At 41.5% G+C, this 22,677-nt stretch carries 23 protein-coding genes; 10 read left to right on the top strand and 13 right to left on the bottom strand.

Going from position 1 to position 22,677, the window contains the following annotated elements; all coding sequences use genetic code 11:
• Position 1: 1 nt before the first annotated feature.
• From NDQ71_RS08320 to NDQ71_RS08305, 4 genes are read right to left on the bottom strand one after another with little or no spacing between them, the layout of a single operon-like run.
• The gene (locus tag NDQ71_RS08320; protein WP_301562561.1) at positions 2 to 445 is read right to left on the bottom strand and encodes a DUF4426 domain-containing protein; all 444 of its coding nucleotides are present in this window, start codon (positions 443 to 445) and stop codon (positions 2 to 4) included.
• Between the two features lie 53 nt (positions 446 to 498).
• The gene (locus tag NDQ71_RS08315; RefSeq protein ID WP_064667184.1) at positions 499 to 1,032 is read right to left on the bottom strand and encodes a YggT family protein; all 534 of its coding nucleotides are present in this window, start codon (positions 1,030 to 1,032) and stop codon (positions 499 to 501) included.
• A gap of 57 nt (positions 1,033 to 1,089) precedes the next feature.
• Complete coding sequence (gene proC, locus NDQ71_RS08310) at positions 1,090 to 1,911, bottom strand: pyrroline-5-carboxylate reductase (RefSeq protein ID WP_301562560.1); 822 nt, start codon at positions 1,909 to 1,911, stop codon at positions 1,090 to 1,092.
• A gap of 15 nt (positions 1,912 to 1,926) precedes the next feature.
• Positions 1,927 to 2,640, bottom strand: a complete 714-nt coding sequence (locus NDQ71_RS08305; protein ID WP_064667186.1) for a YggS family pyridoxal phosphate-dependent enzyme — start codon at positions 2,638 to 2,640, stop codon at positions 1,927 to 1,929.
• Positions 2,641 to 2,642: 2 nt separating this feature from the next.
• On the opposite strand from NDQ71_RS08305, the gene NDQ71_RS08300 reads away from it, so the two are divergent.
• Both NDQ71_RS08300 and NDQ71_RS08295 read left to right on the top strand, forming a co-directional pair.
• Positions 2,643 to 3,683 (top strand): type IV pilus twitching motility protein PilT, encoded by a 1,041-nt coding sequence (locus NDQ71_RS08300; RefSeq protein WP_064667187.1) that lies wholly within the window; start codon positions 2,643 to 2,645, stop codon positions 3,681 to 3,683.
• A 9-nt stretch (positions 3,684 to 3,692) separates the two neighbouring features.
• Positions 3,693 to 4,823 carry a PilT/PilU family type 4a pilus ATPase gene (locus NDQ71_RS08295; RefSeq protein ID WP_064667188.1) on the top strand — a complete coding sequence of 377 codons (1,131 nt, stop codon included), beginning with the start codon at positions 3,693 to 3,695 and terminating at the stop codon, positions 4,821 to 4,823.
• 143 nt (positions 4,824 to 4,966) lie between these two features.
• On the opposite strand, the gene ruvX is transcribed toward NDQ71_RS08295, so the two are convergent.
• The 6 genes from ruvX to NDQ71_RS08265 form a co-directional block, all read right to left on the bottom strand.
• Positions 4,967 to 5,413 carry a Holliday junction resolvase RuvX gene (ruvX, locus tag NDQ71_RS08290; RefSeq protein ID WP_064667189.1) on the bottom strand — a complete coding sequence of 149 codons (447 nt, stop codon included), beginning with the start codon at positions 5,411 to 5,413 and terminating at the stop codon, positions 4,967 to 4,969.
• Positions 5,414 to 5,449: 36 nt separating this feature from the next.
• Positions 5,450 to 6,007: a YqgE/AlgH family protein gene (locus NDQ71_RS08285; protein WP_064667190.1), complete on the bottom strand. Its 558-nt coding sequence runs from the start codon at positions 6,005 to 6,007 to the stop codon at positions 5,450 to 5,452.
• A 27-nt stretch (positions 6,008 to 6,034) separates the two neighbouring features.
• Positions 6,035 to 6,988 carry a glutathione synthase gene (gene gshB / locus NDQ71_RS08280; RefSeq protein ID WP_301562559.1) on the bottom strand — a complete coding sequence of 318 codons (954 nt, stop codon included), beginning with the start codon at positions 6,986 to 6,988 and terminating at the stop codon, positions 6,035 to 6,037.
• A 54-nt stretch (positions 6,989 to 7,042) separates the two neighbouring features.
• Positions 7,043 to 7,777, bottom strand: coding sequence for a 16S rRNA (uracil(1498)-N(3))-methyltransferase (gene rsmE, locus NDQ71_RS08275; RefSeq protein WP_301562558.1), 735 nt, complete (start codon positions 7,775 to 7,777; stop codon positions 7,043 to 7,045).
• Positions 7,778 to 7,862: 85 nt separating this feature from the next.
• Entirely contained in the window at positions 7,863 to 8,336 is a 474-nt protein-coding gene (locus NDQ71_RS08270; protein WP_301562557.1) for a hypothetical protein, read from the bottom strand.
• A 30-nt stretch (positions 8,337 to 8,366) separates the two neighbouring features.
• On the bottom strand, positions 8,367 to 9,260 hold the full coding sequence (locus NDQ71_RS08265) for a hypothetical protein (RefSeq protein WP_301562556.1): 894 nt from the start codon (positions 9,258 to 9,260) through the stop codon (positions 8,367 to 8,369).
• A gap of 73 nt (positions 9,261 to 9,333) precedes the next feature.
• On the opposite strand from NDQ71_RS08265, the gene glnE reads away from it, so the two are divergent.
• Entirely contained in the window at positions 9,334 to 12,132 is a 2,799-nt protein-coding gene (glnE, locus tag NDQ71_RS08260; RefSeq protein WP_301562555.1) for a bifunctional [glutamate--ammonia ligase]-adenylyl-L-tyrosine phosphorylase/[glutamate--ammonia-ligase] adenylyltransferase, read from the top strand.
• On the opposite strand, the gene NDQ71_RS08255 is transcribed toward glnE, so the two are convergent.
• From NDQ71_RS08255 to tolC, 3 genes are all read right to left on the bottom strand, one after another.
• The gene (locus NDQ71_RS08255) at positions 12,129 to 12,701 is read right to left on the bottom strand and encodes a TcpQ domain-containing protein (protein ID WP_064667196.1); all 573 of its coding nucleotides are present in this window, start codon (positions 12,699 to 12,701) and stop codon (positions 12,129 to 12,131) included. The genes glnE and NDQ71_RS08255 overlap by 4 nt on opposite strands.
• A 54-nt stretch (positions 12,702 to 12,755) precedes the next feature.
• Positions 12,756 to 13,682: an LpxL/LpxP family Kdo(2)-lipid IV(A) lauroyl/palmitoleoyl acyltransferase gene (lpxL, locus tag NDQ71_RS08250; RefSeq protein WP_192541720.1), complete on the bottom strand. Its 927-nt coding sequence runs from the start codon at positions 13,680 to 13,682 to the stop codon at positions 12,756 to 12,758.
• Positions 13,683 to 13,788: 106 nt separating this feature from the next.
• Complete coding sequence (gene tolC, locus NDQ71_RS08245; protein WP_064667198.1) at positions 13,789 to 15,132, bottom strand: outer membrane channel protein TolC; 1,344 nt, start codon at positions 15,130 to 15,132, stop codon at positions 13,789 to 13,791.
• Positions 15,133 to 15,287: 155 nt separating this feature from the next.
• On the opposite strand from tolC, the gene NDQ71_RS08240 reads away from it, so the two are divergent.
• The 7 genes from NDQ71_RS08240 to NDQ71_RS08210 are packed head-to-tail and all read left to right on the top strand — an operon-like array spanning position 15,288 to position 22,672.
• Positions 15,288 to 15,908, top strand: a complete 621-nt coding sequence (locus tag NDQ71_RS08240; protein WP_064667199.1) for an NUDIX domain-containing protein — start codon at positions 15,288 to 15,290, stop codon at positions 15,906 to 15,908.
• A gap of 33 nt (positions 15,909 to 15,941) precedes the next feature.
• Positions 15,942 to 16,400 (top strand): DUF1249 domain-containing protein, encoded by a 459-nt coding sequence (locus tag NDQ71_RS08235; protein WP_064667200.1) that lies wholly within the window; start codon positions 15,942 to 15,944, stop codon positions 16,398 to 16,400.
• On the top strand, positions 16,387 to 17,172 hold the full coding sequence (locus tag NDQ71_RS08230; protein WP_064667201.1) for a metallophosphoesterase: 786 nt from the start codon (positions 16,387 to 16,389) through the stop codon (positions 17,170 to 17,172). The genes NDQ71_RS08235 and NDQ71_RS08230 overlap by 14 nt, the downstream gene beginning before the upstream one ends.
• The gene (locus NDQ71_RS08225) at positions 17,157 to 17,717 is read left to right on the top strand and encodes a YqiA/YcfP family alpha/beta fold hydrolase (RefSeq protein ID WP_064667202.1); all 561 of its coding nucleotides are present in this window, start codon (positions 17,157 to 17,159) and stop codon (positions 17,715 to 17,717) included. The genes NDQ71_RS08230 and NDQ71_RS08225 overlap by 16 nt, the downstream gene beginning before the upstream one ends.
• A 31-nt stretch (positions 17,718 to 17,748) precedes the next feature.
• Positions 17,749 to 19,638 carry a DNA topoisomerase IV subunit B gene (gene parE / locus NDQ71_RS08220; protein WP_192541722.1) on the top strand — a complete coding sequence of 630 codons (1,890 nt, stop codon included), beginning with the start codon at positions 17,749 to 17,751 and terminating at the stop codon, positions 19,636 to 19,638.
• An 18-nt stretch (positions 19,639 to 19,656) separates the two neighbouring features.
• Positions 19,657 to 21,585, top strand: a complete 1,929-nt coding sequence (locus tag NDQ71_RS08215) for a diguanylate cyclase (protein ID WP_192541723.1) — start codon at positions 19,657 to 19,659, stop codon at positions 21,583 to 21,585.
• Positions 21,578 to 22,672, top strand: a complete 1,095-nt coding sequence (locus tag NDQ71_RS08210) for a sorbosone dehydrogenase family protein (RefSeq protein ID WP_192541724.1) — start codon at positions 21,578 to 21,580, stop codon at positions 22,670 to 22,672. Before NDQ71_RS08215 ends, NDQ71_RS08210 begins: the two co-directional genes overlap by 8 nt.
• Positions 22,673 to 22,677 lie beyond the last annotated feature (5 nt).

Here is a 22,677-nt window from a genome sequence, read left to right as displayed (position 1 = left end):
TTTAATCTACATAAAATTTTTGCTGGAATTGCAGCTTTTGAAATTGGTTACCTTGCTGTATTTCAACGTCAAAGCGAAGAACCTCTTCGTTGGTAAAATTAACTTGCGCAAGATAGTAAATTGACTCGCCTTCAATCACTTCTTTAAAATCTAAGGTTTGTTTATTACCGAGTAAATTCCTCGCAGTCCCTTTTAGGATGGCTGTTTGCGCTGTTGCATCAGTATCATTTTTCAAAATTGAAATATTTACAATGCCCTTATAACCACTGCGCTCAAGATCATAAGCTTTGGCTATTTGTGGTTGAATAAAGGTCGACGGGAAGGCAATGTAGTGAACTTGCCACGGGCCTAGCTCTTTATATTGTGCACCTTGCATTTGTTCACTGTGGGCACTGAATGTAATACCTGCTAATGCAAAGAATAAAATACTGACTATTTTTTTCATCGGAAGCTCTTAAGTAAGAGGCCTAAAAATAGGCCTCGGTGAGAATAATGTGCTTAACGAATTAAATCCATAAACAAAAATTGGGCAAATTGCAGTGCAATAATTAACACTAAAATTGATAAATCTAAGCCGCCCAACGGAGGTAATACTTTACGAATAGGTCTTAGCATTGGCTCTGTTAATTGATGGAAAACTGCTTCGATTGGGTTGTTGCCTTGGCTTACCCAGCTTAATAATGCGCGAATAACCAACACCCAAAATAGTAAGTTTAAGCCTTCTTTAATTACCGTTACTAGGGCATTGAATAATACAAAGCCAACTTCCCATGTCGCGCCGACTAAAAAGATCAGTGCGGTAATTTTCCCAACAGCGACAATGAACGCCAGCAATAATGAGGCTAAGTCTAGCCCACCAAAACCGGGAATAATTTTACGCAGTGGGTTAACAGCAAATGAAGTGGCTTTAACCACAAACTGACTTAATGGATTGTAAAAGTCAGCTTTGGCGGCTTGTAGCCAAAAGCGCATTAAAACGACCATTAAAAATAGATCGAATAATGTGCTTATTAAAAATTGCATGGCGTTCATAACGTACCTTAATTAAAAACCTTAAACATAAATAGGGCTAAAAGCTTAGAGATGCTTTTAAAGTTCTTGTTCCATTTGCTCAGCACGCGCAATACAGGCATCCATGGCATCGGCTACAGTACCCGTTAGGCCCTGTGCTTTTAAATGCTCAACTGCCGCGTGAGTAGTACCGCCTTTAGAAGTCACGTTAGCACGCAATTGTGAAATACTAATTTCAGGCTGCGATACTGCCATTTCAGCTGCACCTAATGCGGTTTGCTGCACTAAGCGACGTGCGTCTTCATCGCTAAAGCCCAATGCTTTGGCTTTTTCTTCTATGGCTTCCATAAATAAGAAAAAGTAAGCCGGTGATGAGCCCGTTACGGCAATAACATCGTTAATCTGGGATTCTTGCTCAACCCACACAGCAATGCCCGTACACTCAAATACTTGCCGTACAAATTCGTGCTCTTGCGCCGTTTCGCCAGCGCCAAATAAGCCTGATACACCACGGCCAAGTAATGATGGCGTGTTTGGCATACAACGGACCATTTTAACGTCTTGACCAAGCATTTCACGTAAGCGTTTAACGGTCAGACCCGCTGCAACAGAGATAAATAGCTTATCGCTAAAGTCGATACCTGAATCTTGAAATGATTGACATAAATCGCCCATCATTTGTGGCTTTACAGATAACACAATAAGATCGGCATCACGCAGTGCTTCGTTGTTATCTGCGGTGGTTTTAACCCCGAAATCTGCTGCTACCTTAGCGAGTTTTTCTGGGTTACGGTTTGTTGCAATAATATTTGATGCAGCAAATCCTTTTTTTACCATGCCGCCAATAATGGCGTAGCTCATATTACCTGTGCCTATGAATGCAATTGTTTTATCTGACATATCTTAGTTATCACCTTAACTTCGTTGGCCAAAAATATCCGTGCCGATGCGTACCATGGTTGAGCCTGCTGCAATTGCAGCCTCTACATCGCCACTCATCCCCATCGACAAGGTGTCTATTTGAGGATATTGGGCTTTAAGTCTATCAAAGCAAGCCCGTAATTGCTCAAAATATTGTATTTGTTGCAGGTTGTCGTCAGTTTTGGCTGGTATCGCCATTACCCCACGTAATTCTAAATTTGGACAATGCTGAATATATTCAGCTAAGCTATCAAGTTGATCCGGGTGGCAGCCTGACTTAGCTGCTTCTAAACTTATATTCACTTGGATCAGTACTTTTAACGGGGCTTTATCTGTTGGTCTTTGCTCGTTTAAACGTTTTGCTATTTTTTCACGTTCGATGCTCTGCACCCAATCAAAATGTTCAGCTACCGCTGCCGTTTTATTTGATTGAATTGGGCCAATGAAATGCCAAACAATATCGCTATAATTTGCTAGTTGGGTTATTTTATCAACAGCTTCTTGCACGTATGATTCACCAAATTCTCGGTGACCTTGTTGATAAGCCGCTAAAATAAAATCAGCAGGTTTGGTTTTTGATACTGCCAACAAGCAGACATCACGTTCGTTACGATGATGTTTTTTTGCCGCGAGGGCAATTCTAGCATAGGCGGATTTAAGCCGTTCTGCTATTGTAACCATATAATTATCAGTTAGTTGTGGAGTCATAAATGGATATTACCGAATTATTGGCCTTTAGTGTGCAGCACAAAGCATCCGATTTACACTTATCATCAGGGGTTGCGCCAATGATCCGTGTTGATGGCGATGTGCGACGTATTAATATACCAGCGCTGGAAAACAAAGATGTGAACAGCCTAGTTTACGACATTATGAACGATAATCAACGCAAGGACTACGAACAAAACCTAGAAGTGGATTTTTCGTTTGAAGTGCCAAATTTAGCACGTTTTCGTGTCAATGCCTTTAACTCTAACCGAGGCCCTGCCGCGGTATTTCGTACAATTCCTAGTGAAGTCCTGACACTTGATGATTTAGGCGCGCCAGATATTTTTAAAACTATTTCCGATACGCCACGTGGTCTGGTGTTGGTAACAGGCCCAACTGGCTCAGGTAAATCAACGACCTTGGCGGCGATGGTCGATTATATTAATCAGCATAAACATCATCATATTTTAACTATCGAAGATCCCATTGAGTTTGTACACGACAATAAATTATCACTTATCAACCAACGTGAAGTGCATCGTGATACACATAGTTTTTCTAATGCACTGCGCAGTGCTTTACGTGAAGACCCTGATGTTATTTTGGTGGGTGAGTTGCGTGATTTAGAAACTATTCGACTAGCTATGACCGCAGCTGAAACCGGTCATTTAGTGTTTGGTACTTTGCATACAACTTCAGCGCCAAAAACCATTGACCGTATTATCGATGTATTCCCAGGTGAAGAAAAAAGCATGATCCGCTCAATGCTCTCTGAGTCATTGCGGGCGGTTATTTCACAAACCCTGCTGAAAAAAATTGGTGGGGGACGAGTCGCAGCCCATGAAATTATGATTGCAGTGCCGGCCATTCGTAACCTGATCCGCGAAGATAAAATTGCGCAAATGTATTCGTCGATTCAAACTGGCGCATCGCAAGGTATGCAAACCATGGATCAATGTTTAACTAATTTAGTAAACCACGGTGTAGTTACCAATGCTGAAGCGCGTGCTAAAGCACAAGATAAAAATAACTTTGGTGGTTAAGGAGCAGTAATGACACATTCTCTAGATTACTTTTTACATTTGATGCTTGAAAAGCAGGGTTCTGATTTATTTGTTTCAAGTCAATTACCGGTCAGCGCAAAGATTAATGGTGAGCTGATTGCATTAGGCGACGAAAAAATATCAGACGAAGAGTCGCTTGAGCTAGTTGAATCTGCGATGAGTGAAAAACAAAAAGCCGAGTTTCATAATACCAAAGAATGCAACTTTGCTATTGCCACCGAAGAAGGGCGCTTTAGGATCTCAGCATTTTGGCAACGAGATTGTGCCGGCATGGTTATCCGCCGTATTGTTACAAAAATTCCAGATGTAACTGAGCTTGGCCTACCCTCAACGCTGACCGATGTGATCATGGCAAAGCGGGGGTTGGTGTTATTTGTGGGGGGCACAGGCACTGGTAAATCAACCTCGTTGGCGGCGTTATTAGGTTATCGTAACCGTAATCAACGTGGCCATATCTTGACTATTGAAGATCCGATTGAATTTGTTCATGAACACCGTAAAAGTATTATCACTCAGCGTGAAGTCGGTTTAGATACGGAAAGTTTTGAGTCAGCGCTTAAAAGCTCACTACGCCAAGCTCCTGATGTCATTTTGATTGGTGAAATTCGCTCGCAAGAGACTATGGAATACGCCTTGAGCTTTGCTGAAACCGGGCATTTATGTGTAGCTACGTTACATGCTAATAATGCCAACCAAGCTATCGACCGTATCATGCATTTAGTGCCAAAAGAAAAGCACGACAAGCTAAAATATGATCTATCTTTAAATCTACGCGCGATTATTGCCCAGCAATTAGTGCCTACCGCTGATGGTAATGGCCGGGTCGCGGCAATTGAAATTTTGCTGAACACCCCGATTGTTGGCGAGCTTATCAAAAAAGGGGATATTGGCGGTATTAAAGAAGCCATGGCTAAAGCGAAAGATATGGGTATGCAAACCTTTGATCAGGCGCTCTTTGAGCTTTATAAACAGCAGCGAATTAACTACGCTGATGCATTACATCATGCTGATTCACCAAATGATTTACGTTTGATGATTAAGCTCAGAAACAACGAACAACAAGGCGCTGGTTTTTTACAGGGAGTGACCATTGACGGATTAGAGCCTAAAGGTCAATAAACCAATTTACATTTATATACGCGATGATGTCGATATGATCATCGCGCAGCAAGCTTCGCACTTAGGTGGCTTTAATAGAACTTTTAATTATCAAGCTGGGTTTATACCTCAGCTGTCAGATAAGTTGATCATTAACTTACCACTTACCCGTAAGCTTGCTCAAAGAAGCTTTCTAAAATAATCACGGCCGACATATTATCCACATTACCTTTGCCTAAGCTACGATAACCGCCTTGTTCAAATAAACGTGCTTTAGCATCTGCGGTGGTTAAACGTTCGTCTTGGGTCTCTACAGGCAGCCCATAGTGATTATGTAAGCGGTTGGCAAACTTTTTAGCTTTAAAGGTGACTTCTTGGTTGGTGCCATCCATATTAAGCGGTAAACCGACGACGAGTAAATCAGGTTGCCATTCATCGACATGCTTTTTAATAAAATCCCAATTTGGGATGCCATCTTTTGCTTTAATCGCAGTGAGACTTGATGCGGTACCTGTTAACTCTTGGCCAATCGCAACACCAATGCTGGTGGTGCCAAAATCAAAGCCCATCACGGTACGCTCACCTTTGGGCTTTAGTTGTTTTTTAGTCATGTTATCTCTGTGCGTTAAATAGGTGGCTGACCACGCTTATGCGTGGCCAGCTTCTGAACTTAATTGGCTAATATCAAAACCGAGTGTCGCGACTGCTTTTTCCCAGCGCTGCTCGATCGGTGTGTTAAAAATAATATCAGGGTCGGCTTTTATAATTAGCCAAGCGTTTTCCAGTAATTCTTGTTCAAGTTGGCCTTGTTCCCAACCAGAATAGCCAAGTGTAATAATAAACTGTTCTGGCGCCTGAGCGGTGGTTAAACTTGCCAGCACATCTTTGGATGTAGTGATCATTATTTCGCTGCTGAGTTCTTGGCTTGCGCTGTAACCGGATTTTGGTGAATGTAATACAAAACCACGATCTGTTTTTACCGGCCCGCCAGCAAACACTGCCACACTGGCAGCTTGGGTCGATTTGTCGTTATCAATCTCTATTTTGTCGAGTAAATCACCGACAGTAATATTGATAGGCTGATTGATCACCAGCCCCATAGCCCCGTCTTCATTGTGCTCACAAATATACGCGACAGCACGTTTAAAAAAAGGGTCTTGCATTGATGGCATTGCGATTAAAAAATGATTTTCTAATGATTGCATAACGATACCCCTTTATTGTTAGTAAATTTAAGTATGGCTTAGTTTTCTTTCAATGGCATCAAATAAGCGCCCTGTAATTGAAATATCATAAGCGGCTTCAATTTCTTTCACGCACGTAGGTGCTGTAACGTTAATTTCGGTTAACTTATCACCAATAATATCCAGACCAACAAAAATTAGCCCTTTGGCTTTTAATGTCGGTGCCACGGCTTCAGCTATTCTTCGGTCTGAGTCACTGATTGGTCGTGCTTCACCACGGCCACCAACGGCTAAATTGCCGCGCGTTTCACCATTTTGTGGGATACGGGCAAGGCAATATGGGATCACTTCACCATCAACTACCAATACGCGCTTATCGCCTTGTTTGATTTCAGGGATATAATTCTGTGCCATGGCAAAACGGCTACCGTGCTCGGTGAGGGTTTCGCAAATAACCCCAATATTGGCATCATCCTCTTTTACGCGGAAGATAGACGCACCACCCATGCCATCTAAAGGCTTTAGGATAATGTCTTTATGCTCGGCCAAAAATGCGCGGATCTGGTGCTTACAGCGGGTTACTAAAGTGTCAGGTGTGTGCTCACTAAACCAGGCGGTGAATAACTTTTCGTTCGCATCACGTAGGCTCTGTGGCTTATTAATAATAAGTGTACCTTCAAGCTCGGCGCGTTCTAAAATGTAAGTTGCGTAAATGTATTCAGTATCAAATGGCGGATCTTTACGCATTAAAATCACATCTAAATCAGCAAGTGCGATGCTGGCTTTTTCTTCAAGCTCATACCAATGGTGCTCATCGTCGAACACGGTTGCTTTGGCGGCTGTGGCATACGCTTTACCTTTACGTAATGAAAGATCGTTCATTTCCATATAGTAAATTTCATAGCCACGGCTTTGGGCTTGCATCATCATTGCAAAACCGGTGTCTTTTTTGATGTTAAATCCGCTGATCGGATCTGAAATTATACCTAACTTAATTGCCATGTTCGTTGCCTTACTGAATATATTGCTATTGATATGAGGGTGGTTTAGCTATTTTCAATTAGCTAAATCGCCAAATTGTAGCTGTAATGCACTTAAGACCGTTAAAGCGGCCGTTTCTGTGCGTAGTACGCGTGGCCCAATACGAATATCAACAAACGCTTGCTGTTTGGTCTGGGCAATTTCTTCATCGGTAAAGCCGCCCTCAGGACCGACTAAAAAGCGCACGCCAGCACTTGGCACCTTGATTGTTTTGATGCTGTGCTCGGCGCGAGGGTGTAGGGTGAGTTTAATTTCATCACTCTTTTGCGCAAGCCATTGGCTAAGATCAATCGGTGGGTGAATGGTGGTGATGCTATTGCGGCCTGATTGCTCGGCAGCAGCAATGGCTATTTTTTGCCATTGTAGGTGTTTTTTGGCAAGTCGCTCAGGGCTTAATTTAACCCCACAACGCTGGCTAAAAATAGGCGTGATTTCAGTGATCCCTAATTCAACCGACTTTTGAATGGTAAAGTCCATTTTATCGCCGCGAGAAATACCTTGCCCTAAGTGGATGCTAAGTGGTGATTCAACATCTTTGTCATCAAATTTAAGCGGCATTGCCACCACTGATTTTTTACCGACTTCAATGAGTTCGCAAAGGTATTCGCCACCTTCACCATTGAACAATGAAATATGCTCACCAACTTTCATCCGTAATACGCGACCAATATGGCCTGCGGCATCATCCTCTAACTGCAGTGGAGTGGCTATTACAATGGAACTTGCTTGATATATATGAGGAACTCGCATGCTGACCTTCAACAAAAATAGCTAATGGCGTTATGGTATGTAAGTCATCTCATTGGTGCAAATACTAATTGTGTGAGTTGTAAGATTAGTTATTAAGCTTTTCACACAATGCAGCTAAATCTTGTGGGGTTTCAGCTATTTCAGTTTGGCATGACAGGTGGTTGTTTTGTGCTATATCGGCGACAGGCTCAAACAGATAACCATCTTCTGCTTCTTTAATTAAAAATCGTACAGAATGTAACGAGTTGAATATAAAGCGTTGTTTATCATCAGCTAACAAATAGTCCGTTTGATTAAACAGCACGCCAGCAATATCATGGTGTTCATGTAAGTAGCTTGCCAGTTCTGACACGCTAATTTCATTGCTAAAGTCGCAGTAGCAATAATCTTTGATTAACTCATCAAACATTAACTTCACCAACTGACGGGTATTCGTACCTGCTACGACTAGGGTACTGGGGCGGGTTCCGTGTGGCCGAGCAAAGTAGTGCTCAGTAAATTGCCGACTGAATTCACTGTCATTGTCGATCAGTAGATAGTTATTTACTTCAAACGGCATAAGGCCCCACGTATTCGAACATTTCCAAGCTTAAATTGAAAACATGCTTATTAGTAAATAGCCTATTGCACTGAAAACAGCAAATTCAATGCAGGCTACGCCAATATTATCTTGATGATCAATTTCAAGCGCAGTATCAATGTTTGGCAGTGAAATGAACTTGATTATAGTCGTTAATAGATACAGTAATAACCACATAGTGCCGCAATGTAAAGCTAATGTGAATAAATTCTCTACCATTTTGCCACTATGAAAAGTGGCACTGGCAAGGCCTGCATAGATAGCTAATGCAAGGCCGATAGACTTCCCCGCATAACGGATGCCGATAGAGGTGTTTTCTAAATTAAAGTTATTCTGTAATGAAGCCCCTTGATTCGCGCGAGCAAAGCGATATTCGCGTAGCTTGCTCTCTAGAGCAAAAATTCCTTGCAGCAAAAAGAAGCTAACAAACGCGATGAGTAAATTGCTAAACCCTTGAGTATGGGACCAGCTATAAAGCCCTAATGTAATAATACAGTTAGCGATCAACATACCGGAGTCAACTAAAGCCGCACAGACATTTTTCTTTAAGATGGCGGCCTCTTCGTTAAAACGATGCAAAATCCATTTTCGGTGTATTAGATGCCCTACTTTGATAAAAGTGAATAAAAGCACTATCAATACAACCATCTTAAGCGGATTTGATTGGGCTGCGCTAATATTGATTTCGTCAAATAAGAACGCCATAGTGGCGATCACCACGCTGATCTCTGACGCAAAACTAATCCCCATTGCAAAGTTATCGTGCTGGGCTAACTCTTCTTTTAAAGCCTGTTTAGCCTTGATCTGACTTACTACCCGCAAACAAATAACAGCTAGGCAAATAACCGTAAAACAGATAGCAATCGCGAGTAAACTAGTGTTAGATAAAGATAAATATGACATTGAGAACCTAGAGTGGTTATTATTATGTTAATCATTCTAGTACGGTTACGACGGATATAAAAGAGAGTATTTGATGACACTAGGCGAACAACTTCCAGCAGTACTAAACACCCTTGGCCGCGAGCGCTTTGTGCAGCTCTACCCAGAGCAATCACCCAGTGAGTTAATTATTAATTTAATCGGCTTGAGTGACTTTGCATGGCGTTGTTTGCAATCTCAACCGCAGTTAATTGAGATGTTACTTTGTGATACACAAATGAGTTTGCGTGATAGCCCAAATCCATTCCAAGGGTTAAATTTGGCAGAGGTGGATGAAGCGCAGTGTCATAAAATTTTACGCCGTTATCGTGAGCGCTATTGGTTAAAAGTAGCGTGTTTAGATTTGTGTTATAGCAATGACATAGCAGATAGCATTGGCTATATTTCAGCACTTGCTGATCAGTTAATTAATAGTGCCAATAATTGGGCGTTCGCTCAGGTTGCAATCGTTAATGGTCAACCATTGGATGAGCTGCAACAACCGCTTGCGATGATGATCCTAGGTATGGGTAAATTAGGCGGCCAAGAATTAAACTATTCGTCAGATATTGATTTAATTTTTTCTTATCCACGTAGTGTGAAAACCCAAGGCGGACGTCGCTCTTTAGAAGCGCAAGTGTTTTACACTAAAGTGGCGCAAAAGCTGATTGCCGCACTTAATCAAGTCACTGTTGATGGCCAAGTATTTAGAGTGGATATGCGACTGCGGCCATTTGGCGAAAGCGGCCCTTTGGTAATGAGCTTCACCGCAATAGAAGATTATTATCAAGATCAAGGCCGGGAATGGGAGCGTTACGCCATGCTCAAAGGGCGGTTAATTGGCCCGCAAACTCAGTATAGTGATGAGTTTTATCAGCTCTTAAAGCCGTTTGTGTATCGTCGTTATATTGATTTTTCAGTGATTGAATCGCTGCGTAAAATGAAGCAAATGATTGCCCAAGAAGTGCGCCGTAAACGCCTGACTAACAATATAAAATTAGGGGCTGGGGGGATCCGTGAAGTCGAATTTGTGGTGCAAGCACTACAAATGGTAAGAGGCGGGCGAGAAGCCAATCTGCAAACGCAGTCGTTGCTAAAAGCACTGGCGGAGCTGGAGAACATTCAAGTTATTGCTGAAGATGAAGCGCAGTTACTCCGCCATAATTATTTATTTTTAAGACGAGTAGAGCAGTATCTCCAGATTTTTGCCGATCAACAAACGCAAACATTGCCAGATGATGAACTCAACCAACAGCGATTAAACTATTTACTATCACAAGCTGACTTTAACGCTACTTTAACCACAATTAATACCATAATGGCTGGCATACATAGCGAGTTTGAACAAGTTATTGGTTTTGAAAGTGAGCCTGTCGATCCGTGTGAAAGTGCGTATATCAGTGCCTGGGAGCATACTGATATTAGTGCCTTAGAGCAGCCAAATGATGCTTGGCAAATACCGCTCGAAGACTTTAGGTCGCGATTAACAAAAACTAAAATTGGCCACCGTGGCCGCGATATCCTCGATAAATTGATGCCGTTAATGTTGAAGCAACTTGCAGATAGCAACGCAACGGGCGAGGTATTTAGTATGCTTTGCCAAGTACTAAGCAAGGTTATTTCACGCACGGCGTATTTAGAATTATTGTATGAAAACCCTGGCGCATTAAAGCAGCTTGTTTCATTGTGCTGTCATAGTAAATGGATTGGCGAACATATCTCCCGCTACCCGATCTTACTTGATGAGCTAATCGATCCTGCGGTGCTGTATAAGCCTACACCATTAAGTGCGTATAAAGACGAAATACGACAGTATTTTTTACGTATTGATAGCGCAGACTTAGAACAGCAAATGGAAGCATTGCGTCAGTTTAAACAAACCCATCAGCTAAGGATTGCTGCCGCTGATGCGACGGGTGTGTTAGATGTGATGAAAGTAAGCGATCATCTAACCGCATTGGCCGAAGCAATTGTAGAACAAGCTGTTAACCTTGCGTGGCAACAAATGGCGCAGCGCTTTGGGACTCCACCGAATACTGATGATGAGCATAAGGGCTTTGCAGTAATCGCATATGGTAAAACCGGTGGCTTTGAGGTGGGGTATGATTCTGATCTCGATTTAGTTTTTGTGCATAACAGTGATGGTTCAGAGCAAACTAATGGCAGCAAAGCGATTGATTCACGTCAGTTTTATCTAAAACTGGCGCAGCGGTTAATGCATTTATTTAATATACGTACTGCGTCGGGTATTTTATATGAACTGGATACTCGGTTACGCCCAGAAGGCGCTTCAGGGTTAATGGCAATCAATTTAGAAAGCTTTAATCATTACCAGCAAACTCAAGCGTGGACGTGGGAACATCAGGCTCTGGTTCGCTCACGAATGATTTTTGGACAAGCTGAATTGCAACGGCGATTTGCGCAAATTCGCTTAGGTATTTTGTGCCAGCAGCGTGATCCACAAAAACTCAAAGAAGATGTGATCACCATGCGTGAAAAAATGCGCACCCACTTAGCGAAGGGCAATGACACTGAGTTTGATTTAAAACAAGATGCTGGTGGCATTGCCGATATTGAGTTTTTAACGCAATACTTAGTGCTCAATAATGCGCACCGCTTTGATGAGCTGACAACGTATTCAGATAATGTCAGAATTTTAACCGATGCAGCTCGACTTGGTTGTATTAGTAAAGAAACCAAGCAAGGCTTGATCGCAGCCTATATTGACTATCGCTCTCGCTACCACGTATTAAGCTTAGATCAGCAGGGACGTTGTGTTGCAAAACAAGAGTTTGCCACACATATCGGGTTTGTCAGCAATGCATGGCAGCAGGTCTTTGAATTAACTGCTTAACTTCTTAGTCGCTTGCAATTCTCGCGCACATATTCAGAGGGCAGCTCAGTGATCACCGCTGCCCGTTGCTTAAAGCAAAAGAAGGTATAAACCTCGTTTTCAAAGTCATCATTGATGGCGCGACCGACTTGGTAAAGGGTGGAGTTGAAATCACTATCCACTCTAAAGTGATCTTTTACCACATAATCTTTACTTAAATACCAATACAATACGATGTCTTCATTGCGTGCATAGTCAGATAACACTTTTTTTAAAGTGGAGCCGTTTTCAAAACGTCTCGGGATAAATTTCCCAGTCCAATTTGGTGACGAAGGTTCAACCACTTTAGCGCGCTCGGTTAATGCTGCATCAATATTTAAATCAGGAGCAGGGAGCTTCAGTACGTATTTATCGCGTTCATTATCTTTATTAACTTGGTTACGTAATGAAGAATAAAAGCGTGATAAGCCTTGCGCTGCGGCATTTTTTGTATCTTTCATATCCATGACAGGGCCATGGCCTAATAAAAAATAAAGTGCTGCAGCAATTAAAATGACAGCTAGTGATAAATGCTTAACCCAAAACCACATGACTCATACTCTTGTGTTTATATTTGTTAATAAAAGCATATTACAGCGGCGTTGTCACTTGTAATAAGAGGGGGCATCGATATCTGGACGTGTTTTAAAGCGTCTGTGCAGCCACATGTATTGTTCGGGAGCAACGTTAACTGCTTGCTCTATTCGTTGGTTAACTCGGGTGACATCAGCTTTATTATCACCGCTGGGGAAATTCTCCAGTGCAGGCAGTACTTCTAAATGGTATTTTCCTTGTTCATCACGACGGCTGGTTAAGCTGACCGTTTCGCAATTTTTGCTGGCTGAAAATAATAAGGTGCCAGTGGTTGTTGCCGCATCTGGGACTGCAAAAAATGGCGCAAATTCACAGCGTTTTCGACCATAGTCTTGATCAGGCAAGTAGTAACAGACTTTTTTAGCTTTAAGTGCCTTCAATAGGCCTTTTACATCGCGTTTGCCAATTAAATATTCATTCGAGCGCAACCGACCGCGGGTCATAAAAAACTCCATTAGCGGGTTATTATGCGGGCGGTAGAAGCCAATGCCTTGATGATTAAGGCCCATAACACGGCTGGCTATTTCTAGGTGTAGAATATGAGGAACTAGCAATAGCACGCCTTTCCCAGATTGTTGGATCCGCGCAAAATGTTCCAGCCCTTTCACTGAACCATACACGCGCTTTATTCGCCAATTTGGCCACCACCATGCCATACCTGTTTCAAGGGTCGCAATACCTGTGTTTTCCATATTCTGTTTAACTAGTGCACGTTGCCTTTCAACTGGCATATCAGGAAAGCATAGTTTTATATTAACCTCAGCAATGCGACGACGTTTTTTCATAGTGCGGTGCACTAAGCGACCAAGCTGCTTACCTAGCCATAATTGCAACTTAGACGGCAACCAAGACACTGTATATAAGATAAATACACCAAGCCAAGTAAGCCAATAACGCGGACCTAGAAAAGACCATTTAAATGCAGAAGAGTTGACCACAGAAATATCTCATATTTGAAAAGAACTTAGTTTAACTGGATGAATAAAAAAATACAAAAAAGCCAGCAAGTTGCTGGCTTTTAAATGAGTAATGTTAAGCTTATCTTTATTGGATTGCTTTTAAACCTTGATTGATGGCTTGTAAATCATCACTAGTTAAAGTACCCGCCGCTTGCTTTAAGCGAAGCGTTGATACGACGTAACGATAGCGAACATCTGCAAGGTTACGTTTTGCATTAAAGAGGTTTTGTGTGCTGATCAAGACGTCAACAATAGTACGAGTACCCACTTCAAAACCTGCTTCAGTGGCTTTTAATGCACTTTCAGCAGAAACCACAGCTTGCTCAAGGGCTTTAAAAGTAGCGATATCAGATACCACTTGATTATAAGAGGTGATCGTATTGCGTGTTACAGCGCGTAAGCTTGCTTCTAGGTCTTCACTTGCAGCTACATAAAACGCACGTGCTTGATCGGTCGCTGCTGTGGTTGCACCACCAGAATAAATAGGCACACTAAAGTTAATACCAATCTTGGTAGTATCGCCACGTGGACGTGCTGTGTTTCTATTTGTATCAGATAATGTATCACCATAACTGGCGTCTAAAGTCAGCTTAGGATAATGACCTGCTTGCGCTAAATCGATTTGATCTTTAGCGATATCAACAGTGACTTTAGATACTTGCAGATTTAAGTTGTTTTCTTCTGCAAGCTTAATGTAATCAGTAGATTGCTTAGAAGGTTTTACTGTAGAGAAGGTCTCAGTATTTAACATATCAAGCTTAGCGTGGTATTTACCGGTGATTTCGCGAAGCTGTTCACGGGCTGTTTCAACGCCATTTTTAGCCACGATTTCACGGGCTACAGAGTTATCGTACTGCGCCTGTGCTTCATGTACGTCGGTAATTGCAGTTAAGCCTACAGCGTAACGTTGCTTTGTTTGTTCAAGTTGACGCTCGATTGCACGTTTTTCAGATTGTACAAATTCTAAATTATCAATCGCGCTTAATACATTGAAGTAGCCTTCAGCAACACGAACAATAAGATCTTGTTTTGCAAAGTCGTACTGAGCAGTGGCTTGCAATGCTTGTTTGTCTGCGATGCCTAATGAATTCCATGCGCCTAAATCAAAAAGAGTTTGAGTTAGTGTCAGTCCACGATTAAATGAATCCGAATCTGTGTCAGTATGAACGTAACCCGCAGCATCAGTACCTGTATATGATGAGCTGTCGGTTTTGTCATAACCCATAGAGAAATTGATTTGTGGTAATAATGTACTCATCGCGCGGTCGCTGTTATAAGCTTGTGCGTCGGCTTGCGCTTTTGCTTTTAACACAGTCGGATCGTTAGCTGTTGCAATTTCATAAACTTGTAATAAGTCTTCAGCATTTGATGCTGTAGCAGTTAATGCGCAAGATAAGCCGATCAGCGCAGCAAGGATGTTCTTTTTCATTATTCGTTCAGTCCTTAGACAATTTTCGTTCTAAAAGCATGGTAACCTGTTTTACTTAATAACAAAAAAAAATTGCGTAAAACAGCGTAAACAAGTGTAACAGAATATAATAAAGCACAAACTTTTTGAGTTAAAAAACTAAATGAGGAAGATGAATGACCGACAAAGTCATAGCTAAATTTACCAAAAATGATGTAACCATTGCACCAGTAAAAAATCTTTACAGCGGCTTCTTTAAAATAAATTTATATCAGTTTGAGCATGCATTATTTGCCGGTGGGCAATCCGCAACGATAAGCCGTGAGATACTAGAGCGCGGTGACGCTGTGGCAGTTTTACCGTATGATCCTCACTCAGATAACTTGTTACTGATAGAACAAATTCGCATCGGTGCGATAAAGAGCAAACAGTCGCCATGGTTGTTAGAGTGTATAGCCGGTATGACGGATGGCTGTACTGATTATGAAGCCGTCGTCAAACGCGAGGCACTAGAGGAAGCTGGACTAGAGCTGCAAGAGCTGGAATTTATGTTATCGTATCTTTCAAGTCCTGGCGGTACTACCGAACGGCTGCACCTTTACCTTGCTGTTACGGATTTAAGCCAGCTGCAAAGTGGTGTTTATGGGCTTGAAACCGAAGGCGAAGATATAAAAACACATATCATCAGTTTTAATGAGGCGATGGCACGTTTAGCAAGCGGTGAAATAGATAATGCTGCTACGGTTATTTCATTACAGTGGTTAGCGCTTAATCGCGAACGTATAATGAATAAATAGACTACCCTTAACTTCTAATTTTATGGCGGTAACGTGACAGCACTTGCAGTGAAACAAAGATATATTCAAAGTCTTCCAAAATACTTGACGTTATGTGAGCATAACTACTTACGCGCGTTAAAGTTGCTGCCTAATGAGCGCAAACAAGGTAGCACTCGACAAGTGCAATTAGGCAATAATCAGTTTGCAATTAAAGTGGATGGTTGTGCAAAGTACACTATGGATATTTCTATCACGCAATTAACGGGGATGTTAAAAGGTTTTAATCCGTTATTTTTAACCGTGCGTTTGTATCATGATGCAAAAGTGGCTGAAATAATTCACCATGACTACCATCAAAGAATTAAACCATCGTATGGCTACCCGAATCCGCAAATGCATCAAAAAGACGAAAAATATCAACTCAATGCATTCTTGTACGATTGGTTAGTGGCGTGTGTTGACAGTGGCCGAGCGGTCCTTAATTGGGATGTGAATAATGGCTTGGTTTGATCAATATGCTATTTTCAATAGCGGTCAACTACGTTTAGCGCATATAACCGATTGCCATTTATTTGCCGACCCACAAGGGGAGTATTTTGGGGTTAATACGGCAGAGCACTTTTCTTGTGTGTTGGCGCACATGGCAGAGCAGTCATTAGATGCCGTGATCTTTGGTGGTGATCTAACTCAAGATCACAGTATGGCATCATATCGACTATTTGCTCAGTTGATAGCTGATTCAGCGCTCACCTGTCAGGTATTTTGGGTGCCAGGTAATCACGATGAACTAGCTGCCTTGCAACACATTTCAAGCGGGCAAATAAGTAATGCTAAACGGTTAATTGCCAATGACTTTGAAGTGTTACTTATTAATTCCAAAGGACCCACGCCTGCAGGGTGGGTCAGTGAAGCGCATTTAAATGAAATCACTACATTATTAGTAAGCACATCGCTACCGAGTGTGGTTTTTTGCCATCATAATCCATTGCCAATCAATGGCTATTTAGATAAACACATGCTTGAAAATGGCCCGCAATTGCTTAACATATTACAAAATAGTGGGCAGGTTAGGCATCTGTTTCACGGTCATGTTCATAATGACTACCAATTTCAATTCAGAAATATTGATGTGGTGGCAACGCCTGCAAGTTCAGTGCAATTTACTAAAAACACGGCGCAATGGCAGCAGCAAAATTTAGGCGCAGGCTATCGGTTATTAACGATAACTAAGTCAAGCGATGAAGTGGCTGTTGATTCGGAGCTAATATGGCTCAACGAGTAATTTATATTCATGGCTTTAATAGCAGTGAAAAATCATTTAAAGCTGTGCGCTTTGGTGAGTATATGGCACACTATGACGTTGATTATTGTGTGCCGCGATTAAGTCATGAACCGCTGCATGCGATAATTCAAATTGAACAATTATTAACGCCAAATACGGTATTACTTGGCAGTTCTTTAGGTGGTTTTTACGCCACTTATTTATCGCAAAAATATCAGTTACCAGCAGCGCTGATCAATCCTGCTGTTAAGCCTTATTTGTTATTGAGTTCATTGTTAGGGGCGAACTATAATCCCTATCAGGATAGCCATTACGAGCTCAATAATAGTCATATTAACGCGTTAAAGTCACTGTCGATACCCTACTTAAAGCGCCCATCATTACTGTATTTACTACAGCAAACAGGCGATGAAGTATTGGATTATCAGCAGGCCGTTAAATATTATTCACAATGCAAGCAACGGATTGAATTTGGTGGTGATCATAGCTTTGTTGGCTTTGACGACGCCATTGCTAGTATTGTAGATTTTCTTAAAATCACGTAAAACATAGCTAAGCGCATAAAAGATAAAAACTATGAGTCAGCAAAATTATAACGCCGAAGCCATTGAAGTATTAAATGGGTTAGAACCTGTTAAACGCCGTCCAGGCATGTACACCGACACCACTCGCCCTAATCATTTAGGACAAGAGGTTATTGATAACAGTGTCGATGAAGCCATGGCTGGTCATGCCACAAAAATTGATGTTATTTTACATGAAGATAACTCACTTGAAGTCAGTGATGATGGTCGTGGTATGCCCATCGATATTCACCCTGAAGAAGGTATTCCAGGGGTTGAGCTAATTTTCACTAAACTGCATGCCGGTGGTAAATTCTCTAATAAAAATTACCAGTTTTCTGGTGGTTTGCACGGAGTTGGTATCTCTGTTGTAAATGCATTATCCACCCGGGTTGAAGTTGTTGTGCGCCGTGATGCACAGCAATACATGATGGCATTTGAAAATGGCGATAAAGTTGAAGACTTAAACGTTATTGGCACAGTCGGTAAGCGAAATACCGGTACTACCGTACGTTTTTGGCCGGATGCCAGCTATTTTGATTCAGCTAACTTTTCATTACTGAAACTGCATCATTTGCTTAAAGCCAAGGCTGTATTATGCCCAGGTTTACGTATTAAGTTTACCAACAAGCAAACCAAAGAAACCCAAGAATGGTATTACGAAACGGGTTTAAAAGATTACTTAAACGAAGCCGTTAAAGGCTACGAAGTTTTACCACAAGACCCTTTTACTGGTGAATTTTCAAGTTCAACCGAAGGCGCTGACTGGGCTGTTGTATGGTTACCAGAGGGCGGCGAATCTATCGCTGAAAGTTATGTGAACTTAATACCGACAGCGCAAGGTGGTACCCATGTTAATGGTCTGCGCCAAGGGTTACTTGAAGCAATGCGTGAGTTTTGTGAGTTTCGTAACTTATTGCCGCGTGGCGTTAAGCTCACCCCAGATGATATTTGGGAACGCTGTAGCTATGTTTTATCGGTGAAAATGCAAGATCCACAATTTGCCGGTCAAACCAAAGAAAAACTCTCGTCGCGTTCGTGTTCAGCATTTGTATCTGGGGTTGTGAAAGATTCATTTAGCTTATGGCTGAACGAACATACCGACACTGCTGAGTTACTCTCTGAATTATGTATATCAAATGCCCAAAAGCGTTTACGTGCGGCTAAAAAAGTGGTGCGTAAGCGAGTTACAGCAGGTCCAGCCTTGCCTGGAAAACTAACCGATTGTAGTGCTGCTGATAATGACCGCACCGAACTGTTTTTAGTGGAAGGTGACTCAGCGGGTGGCTCAGCCAAACAAGCTCGCGATCGTGAGTTTCAGGCCATAATGCCGCTACGTGGTAAAATTTTGAATACCTGGGAAGTTGAATCAGGGCAAATTTTAGCATCACAAGAAGTGCACGATATTTCAGTGGCACTGGGAATTGATCCTGATTCAGATGATATTTCTTCTTTACGCTATAATAAAATTTGTATCTTAGCGGATGCTGACTCCGATGGGCTACATATTGCAACCTTACTATGCGCCTTGTTTGTGCGTCATTTTCCAACTTTAGTGAAAAGCGGGCATGTGTATGTTGCTATGCCTCCATTATTTAGAATCGACATTGGTAAAGACGTTTATTATGCGCTGGATGAAGATGAAAAATTGGGCATTTTAGCGCGCATCGAAGCAGAGAAAAAACGTGGCAAAGTGAATGTACAGCGCTTTAAAGGCTTGGGTGAAATGAACCCATTGCAATTGCGTGAAACGACTATGGACCCAAATACTCGTCGCTTAGTACAGCTAACATTGGAAGATGAAGTTGAAACCATGGAAATGATGGATATGTTGCTTGCGAAAAAGCGTTCATCAGATCGTCGTCAATGGTTAGAAGATCATGGAAATCGTGCTCAAGTGTAATAAAACCAGGGTGTAAATATGCAAATACAACAAGGAAGGTGTTTTAATTATTTACACTCGCGTGTTTCATTGCTCAGCTTTTTTGCCTGCTTGTATTTATATTGCGCTACTTTAAACGCAGCACAGCAGCCGGTACTGGATGCAAAATGGTTAACTACACAGTTAGAGCTTGCTCATAAAAAAAGTATTCAAGACCCAGGCGACGCCGCTGAATTTTTAGAGCATTTAATAAAACAACACAGTACTCACTTATCGGCCATACAGCGCAGCGAATTGCAACTTCATTTGGCCGATAATTACTTATTACTGGGGGAATTGAGTAAAGCTATCGCGCTGGAGAGGCTGCTCGCCAATGAGCTGACCGTATTAAATAATGAATCACTGATCCGTTACTATTTAATTAAATCCACTATTTATAGCTATTCGGGTCAGGCTGATAAATCGTTAGCGATTTTAAATACTGCTGAGCAGCAAGTCGAACAACTAGAAAATGAAAAGCTAAAAAGTAAAGTTTACGGCGCGTTAGCAAGCTTTTATGTTTATAATCATGATGATATTAAAGCATTAGACTATTTTTATAAAAGCTATGAGATTATTAAACGCAGCGGTGACTTACTCGATTTAGCCTATATTGAATCAACCATGGCTAAATCGTATGAGTATTTATTTGATTACGACAAAGCGCTGGAATTGCAACTAAAGGCATTGGCCTATTTTTTAAAAAATGACTTAATGTTTGATAGCTTAGTGTCGTACTTCCACTCAGCTAAAATATATTTAAAAATGAAACGTGGCCAAGAAGCCATTGCTAGCAGCCAAAAAATGCTCGCAATGGCCGGCCAAGTAGCAAATGAAAACTTAGTGTACTACGGTTATATAATCTTGGCTGAAGCGTATTTGTTAGAGCAAGATATAGCGCAAGCAAATCATTATCTTTCACTTAGTAGCCAGTATTTCGATAAGCTTGAAGATGTCGCGAACATTGCAAATCACTTATATATTCAAGCGGCAATTGAGCTTGCGCAAAATTTAACGGATCAAGCTGCAAAAACGTTAGCAAAAGCGCAGTTGCTGTCTGAGCAAATACCGATAGAAAATAGTATTACGTCGCTATTAAAACTGGCCAATTTACAGACAGAGCTGGCTGTACAGCAAAATGATTACCGGTTAGCTTATAAGTATCAACAAGATTTTATCGCGTTAAATGAACAGCACTATAATAAGGTTCGAGAGATAGCTCGTTCACGCCATAAAGTAGAATTTGATATTAAACAAGTTAAATTAGAAAAGCAGTTACTTAAAAAAGATAAAGAGCTAAACGAGTTTTCCTTACAAGAAATTAAACAGCAGCACGCATTACAAAATACCATTATGTTCAGCGTGCTGTTGTTGTTTTTATTGTTGTTATTGTTTTCGTGGCGACAGTATCGATTAAAACGCAAGTTTAGTGTGCTGGCGAATACAGATTTTTTAACTGGCGTGGCAAATAGACGTAAAATTATGGATTTTGCCGAGTCACAGTGGTTAGAGCTAAAAAGCGATAATCACAACTTTTGTTTGATAATTTTTGACTTAGATCACTTTAAAAGTATCAATGATGAGTTTGGCCACCCTGCTGGGGATCTGGTATTAAAAAGCATCACAGAGACAGCGCAGCGAGCAATTCGAGAACATGACATTCTTGGCCGTATTGGTGGCGAAGAGTTTTTAGTGGTGCTAAATAATACACCCCTTGTAGAAGCGACGGAAATTGCTTATCGCATTAAAAGTGATATAGAAAAAACACCAATAAACGATGGTGAAAATGTTATTAAAATCACCGCAAGTTTTGGTGTAGCGCAAAAAAGAGCGCAATTACACTCATTTAAAGATTTATTAAAAAACGCAGATAAAGCGCTCTATGCAGCAAAAGAGCGTGGCCGAAATAGGGTAGAAACCGATGAATAAATTACTAATATCACTACTAGCGGTAGGGTTGCTAAGTACTCCCTTAGCAGCAAAAGAAATCATTCAAGAACTGAGTGTTCCAGATGGTTTTTCAATAAACATATTCGCCAGTGACGTAGAAAATGCACGACAACTAGCTGTATCTAAAAAAGGCATTGTGTATGTTGGCTCGCGTAAAGCAGGTAATGTATATGCGTTAATTGATCACAATAGTGATGGCATTGCAGATAAACAAATACTTGTTGCCAGTGGCTTAACCATGCCATCGGGTTTAGCGATTAAAGAGGGGGATTTATATGTCGGTGAAGTGCACCGTATTATTCGGTTTAAAAACATTGATACGCAATTAAAAGCACCAAAATATGAAGTGGTATACGATGCGTTGCCTAGTGAGCGTCACCACGGTTGGAAGTTTTTGCGTTTTTCACCAACCGGTGAGTTGATTATTCCTGTCGGTGTACCCTGTAATATCTGCGGCGAAGATGAACGCTTCGGTCGTATTTTTTCATTGGATGTAAATACCAAACAAATGACCACGTTAGCTCAAGGCGTGCGTAACTCTGTGGGCTTTGATTTCCACCCAAGTACGCAGGTAATGTGGTTTAGCGACAATGGCCGAGATATGATGGGCGATGATTTACCTCCTGATGAGTTAAACCGTTTAACGGTGGAAGGCGAGCATTTTGGTTTCCCGTACGTACATGCAGGTGCGATTTTAGACCCTGAATTTGGTAAAGGTAAGAATATTGCTGATTACAGTGCACCAGCTTTAGCATTAGGCGCACATGTGGCGCCTCTTGGCATTCATTTTTATAACGGTAAGCAATTTCCGGCTAATTATAAACAGCAACTTTTTGTGGCTGAGCACGGTTCGTGGAACCGCAGTAAAAAATCTGGATATAAAGTGGCAGTTGCCACCATTGAGCAAGGACGTGTGATAAAATACACGCCGTTTATTACGGGCTTTATGAAAAACGAAGAAACATTGGGTCGTCCGGTTGCTTTTGCAGAACTTGCCGATGGCAGCTTATTGATCTCCGATGATTATGCCAATGTGATCTACCGTGTAAGCTATAAAAAAAATTAGGTAGG

It is taken from the genome of Pseudoalteromonas sp. KG3 (genome assembly GCF_030436385.1).
GTDB lineage: Bacteria > Pseudomonadota > Gammaproteobacteria > Enterobacterales > Alteromonadaceae > Pseudoalteromonas > Pseudoalteromonas prydzensis.
This window is presented reverse-complemented; position numbering and strand designations above follow the sequence as displayed.

Bases quoted from the DNA above. Each gene is read 5' to 3' on its own strand.
- NDQ71_RS08320 (WP_301562561.1), bottom strand. From the start codon at position 445: ATGAAAAAAATAGTCAGTATTTTATTCTTTGCATTAGCAGGTATTACA.
- NDQ71_RS08315 (WP_064667184.1), bottom strand. From the start codon at position 1,032: ATGAACGCCATGCAATTTTTAATAAGCACATTATTCGATCTATTTTTA.
- proC (WP_301562560.1), bottom strand. From the start codon at position 1,911: ATGTCAGATAAAACAATTGCATTCATAGGCACAGGTAATATGAGCTAC.
- NDQ71_RS08305 (WP_064667186.1), bottom strand. From the start codon at position 2,640: ATGACTCCACAACTAACTGATAATTATATGGTTACAATAGCAGAACGG.
- NDQ71_RS08300 (WP_064667187.1), top strand. From the start codon at position 2,643: ATGGATATTACCGAATTATTGGCCTTTAGTGTGCAGCACAAAGCATCC.
- NDQ71_RS08295 (WP_064667188.1), top strand. From the start codon at position 3,693: ATGACACATTCTCTAGATTACTTTTTACATTTGATGCTTGAAAAGCAG.
- ruvX (WP_064667189.1), bottom strand. From the start codon at position 5,413: ATGACTAAAAAACAACTAAAGCCCAAAGGTGAGCGTACCGTGATGGGC.
- NDQ71_RS08285 (WP_064667190.1), bottom strand. From the start codon at position 6,007: ATGCAATCATTAGAAAATCATTTTTTAATCGCAATGCCATCAATGCAA.
- gshB (WP_301562559.1), bottom strand. From the start codon at position 6,988: ATGGCAATTAAGTTAGGTATAATTTCAGATCCGATCAGCGGATTTAAC.
- rsmE (WP_301562558.1), bottom strand. From the start codon at position 7,777: ATGCGAGTTCCTCATATATATCAAGCAAGTTCCATTGTAATAGCCACT.
- NDQ71_RS08270 (WP_301562557.1), bottom strand. From the start codon at position 8,336: ATGCCGTTTGAAGTAAATAACTATCTACTGATCGACAATGACAGTGAA.
- NDQ71_RS08265 (WP_301562556.1), bottom strand. From the start codon at position 9,260: ATGTCATATTTATCTTTATCTAACACTAGTTTACTCGCGATTGCTATC.
- glnE (WP_301562555.1), top strand. From the start codon at position 9,334: ATGACACTAGGCGAACAACTTCCAGCAGTACTAAACACCCTTGGCCGC.
- NDQ71_RS08255 (WP_064667196.1), bottom strand. From the start codon at position 12,701: ATGTGGTTTTGGGTTAAGCATTTATCACTAGCTGTCATTTTAATTGCT.
- tolC (WP_064667198.1), bottom strand. From the start codon at position 15,132: ATGAAAAAGAACATCCTTGCTGCGCTGATCGGCTTATCTTGCGCATTA.
- NDQ71_RS08240 (WP_064667199.1), top strand. From the start codon at position 15,288: ATGACCGACAAAGTCATAGCTAAATTTACCAAAAATGATGTAACCATT.
- NDQ71_RS08230 (WP_064667201.1), top strand. From the start codon at position 16,387: ATGGCTTGGTTTGATCAATATGCTATTTTCAATAGCGGTCAACTACGT.
- NDQ71_RS08225 (WP_064667202.1), top strand. From the start codon at position 17,157: ATGGCTCAACGAGTAATTTATATTCATGGCTTTAATAGCAGTGAAAAA.
- parE (WP_192541722.1), top strand. From the start codon at position 17,749: ATGAGTCAGCAAAATTATAACGCCGAAGCCATTGAAGTATTAAATGGG.
- NDQ71_RS08215 (WP_192541723.1), top strand. From the start codon at position 19,657: ATGCAAATACAACAAGGAAGGTGTTTTAATTATTTACACTCGCGTGTT.
- NDQ71_RS08210 (WP_192541724.1), top strand. From the start codon at position 21,578: ATGAATAAATTACTAATATCACTACTAGCGGTAGGGTTGCTAAGTACT.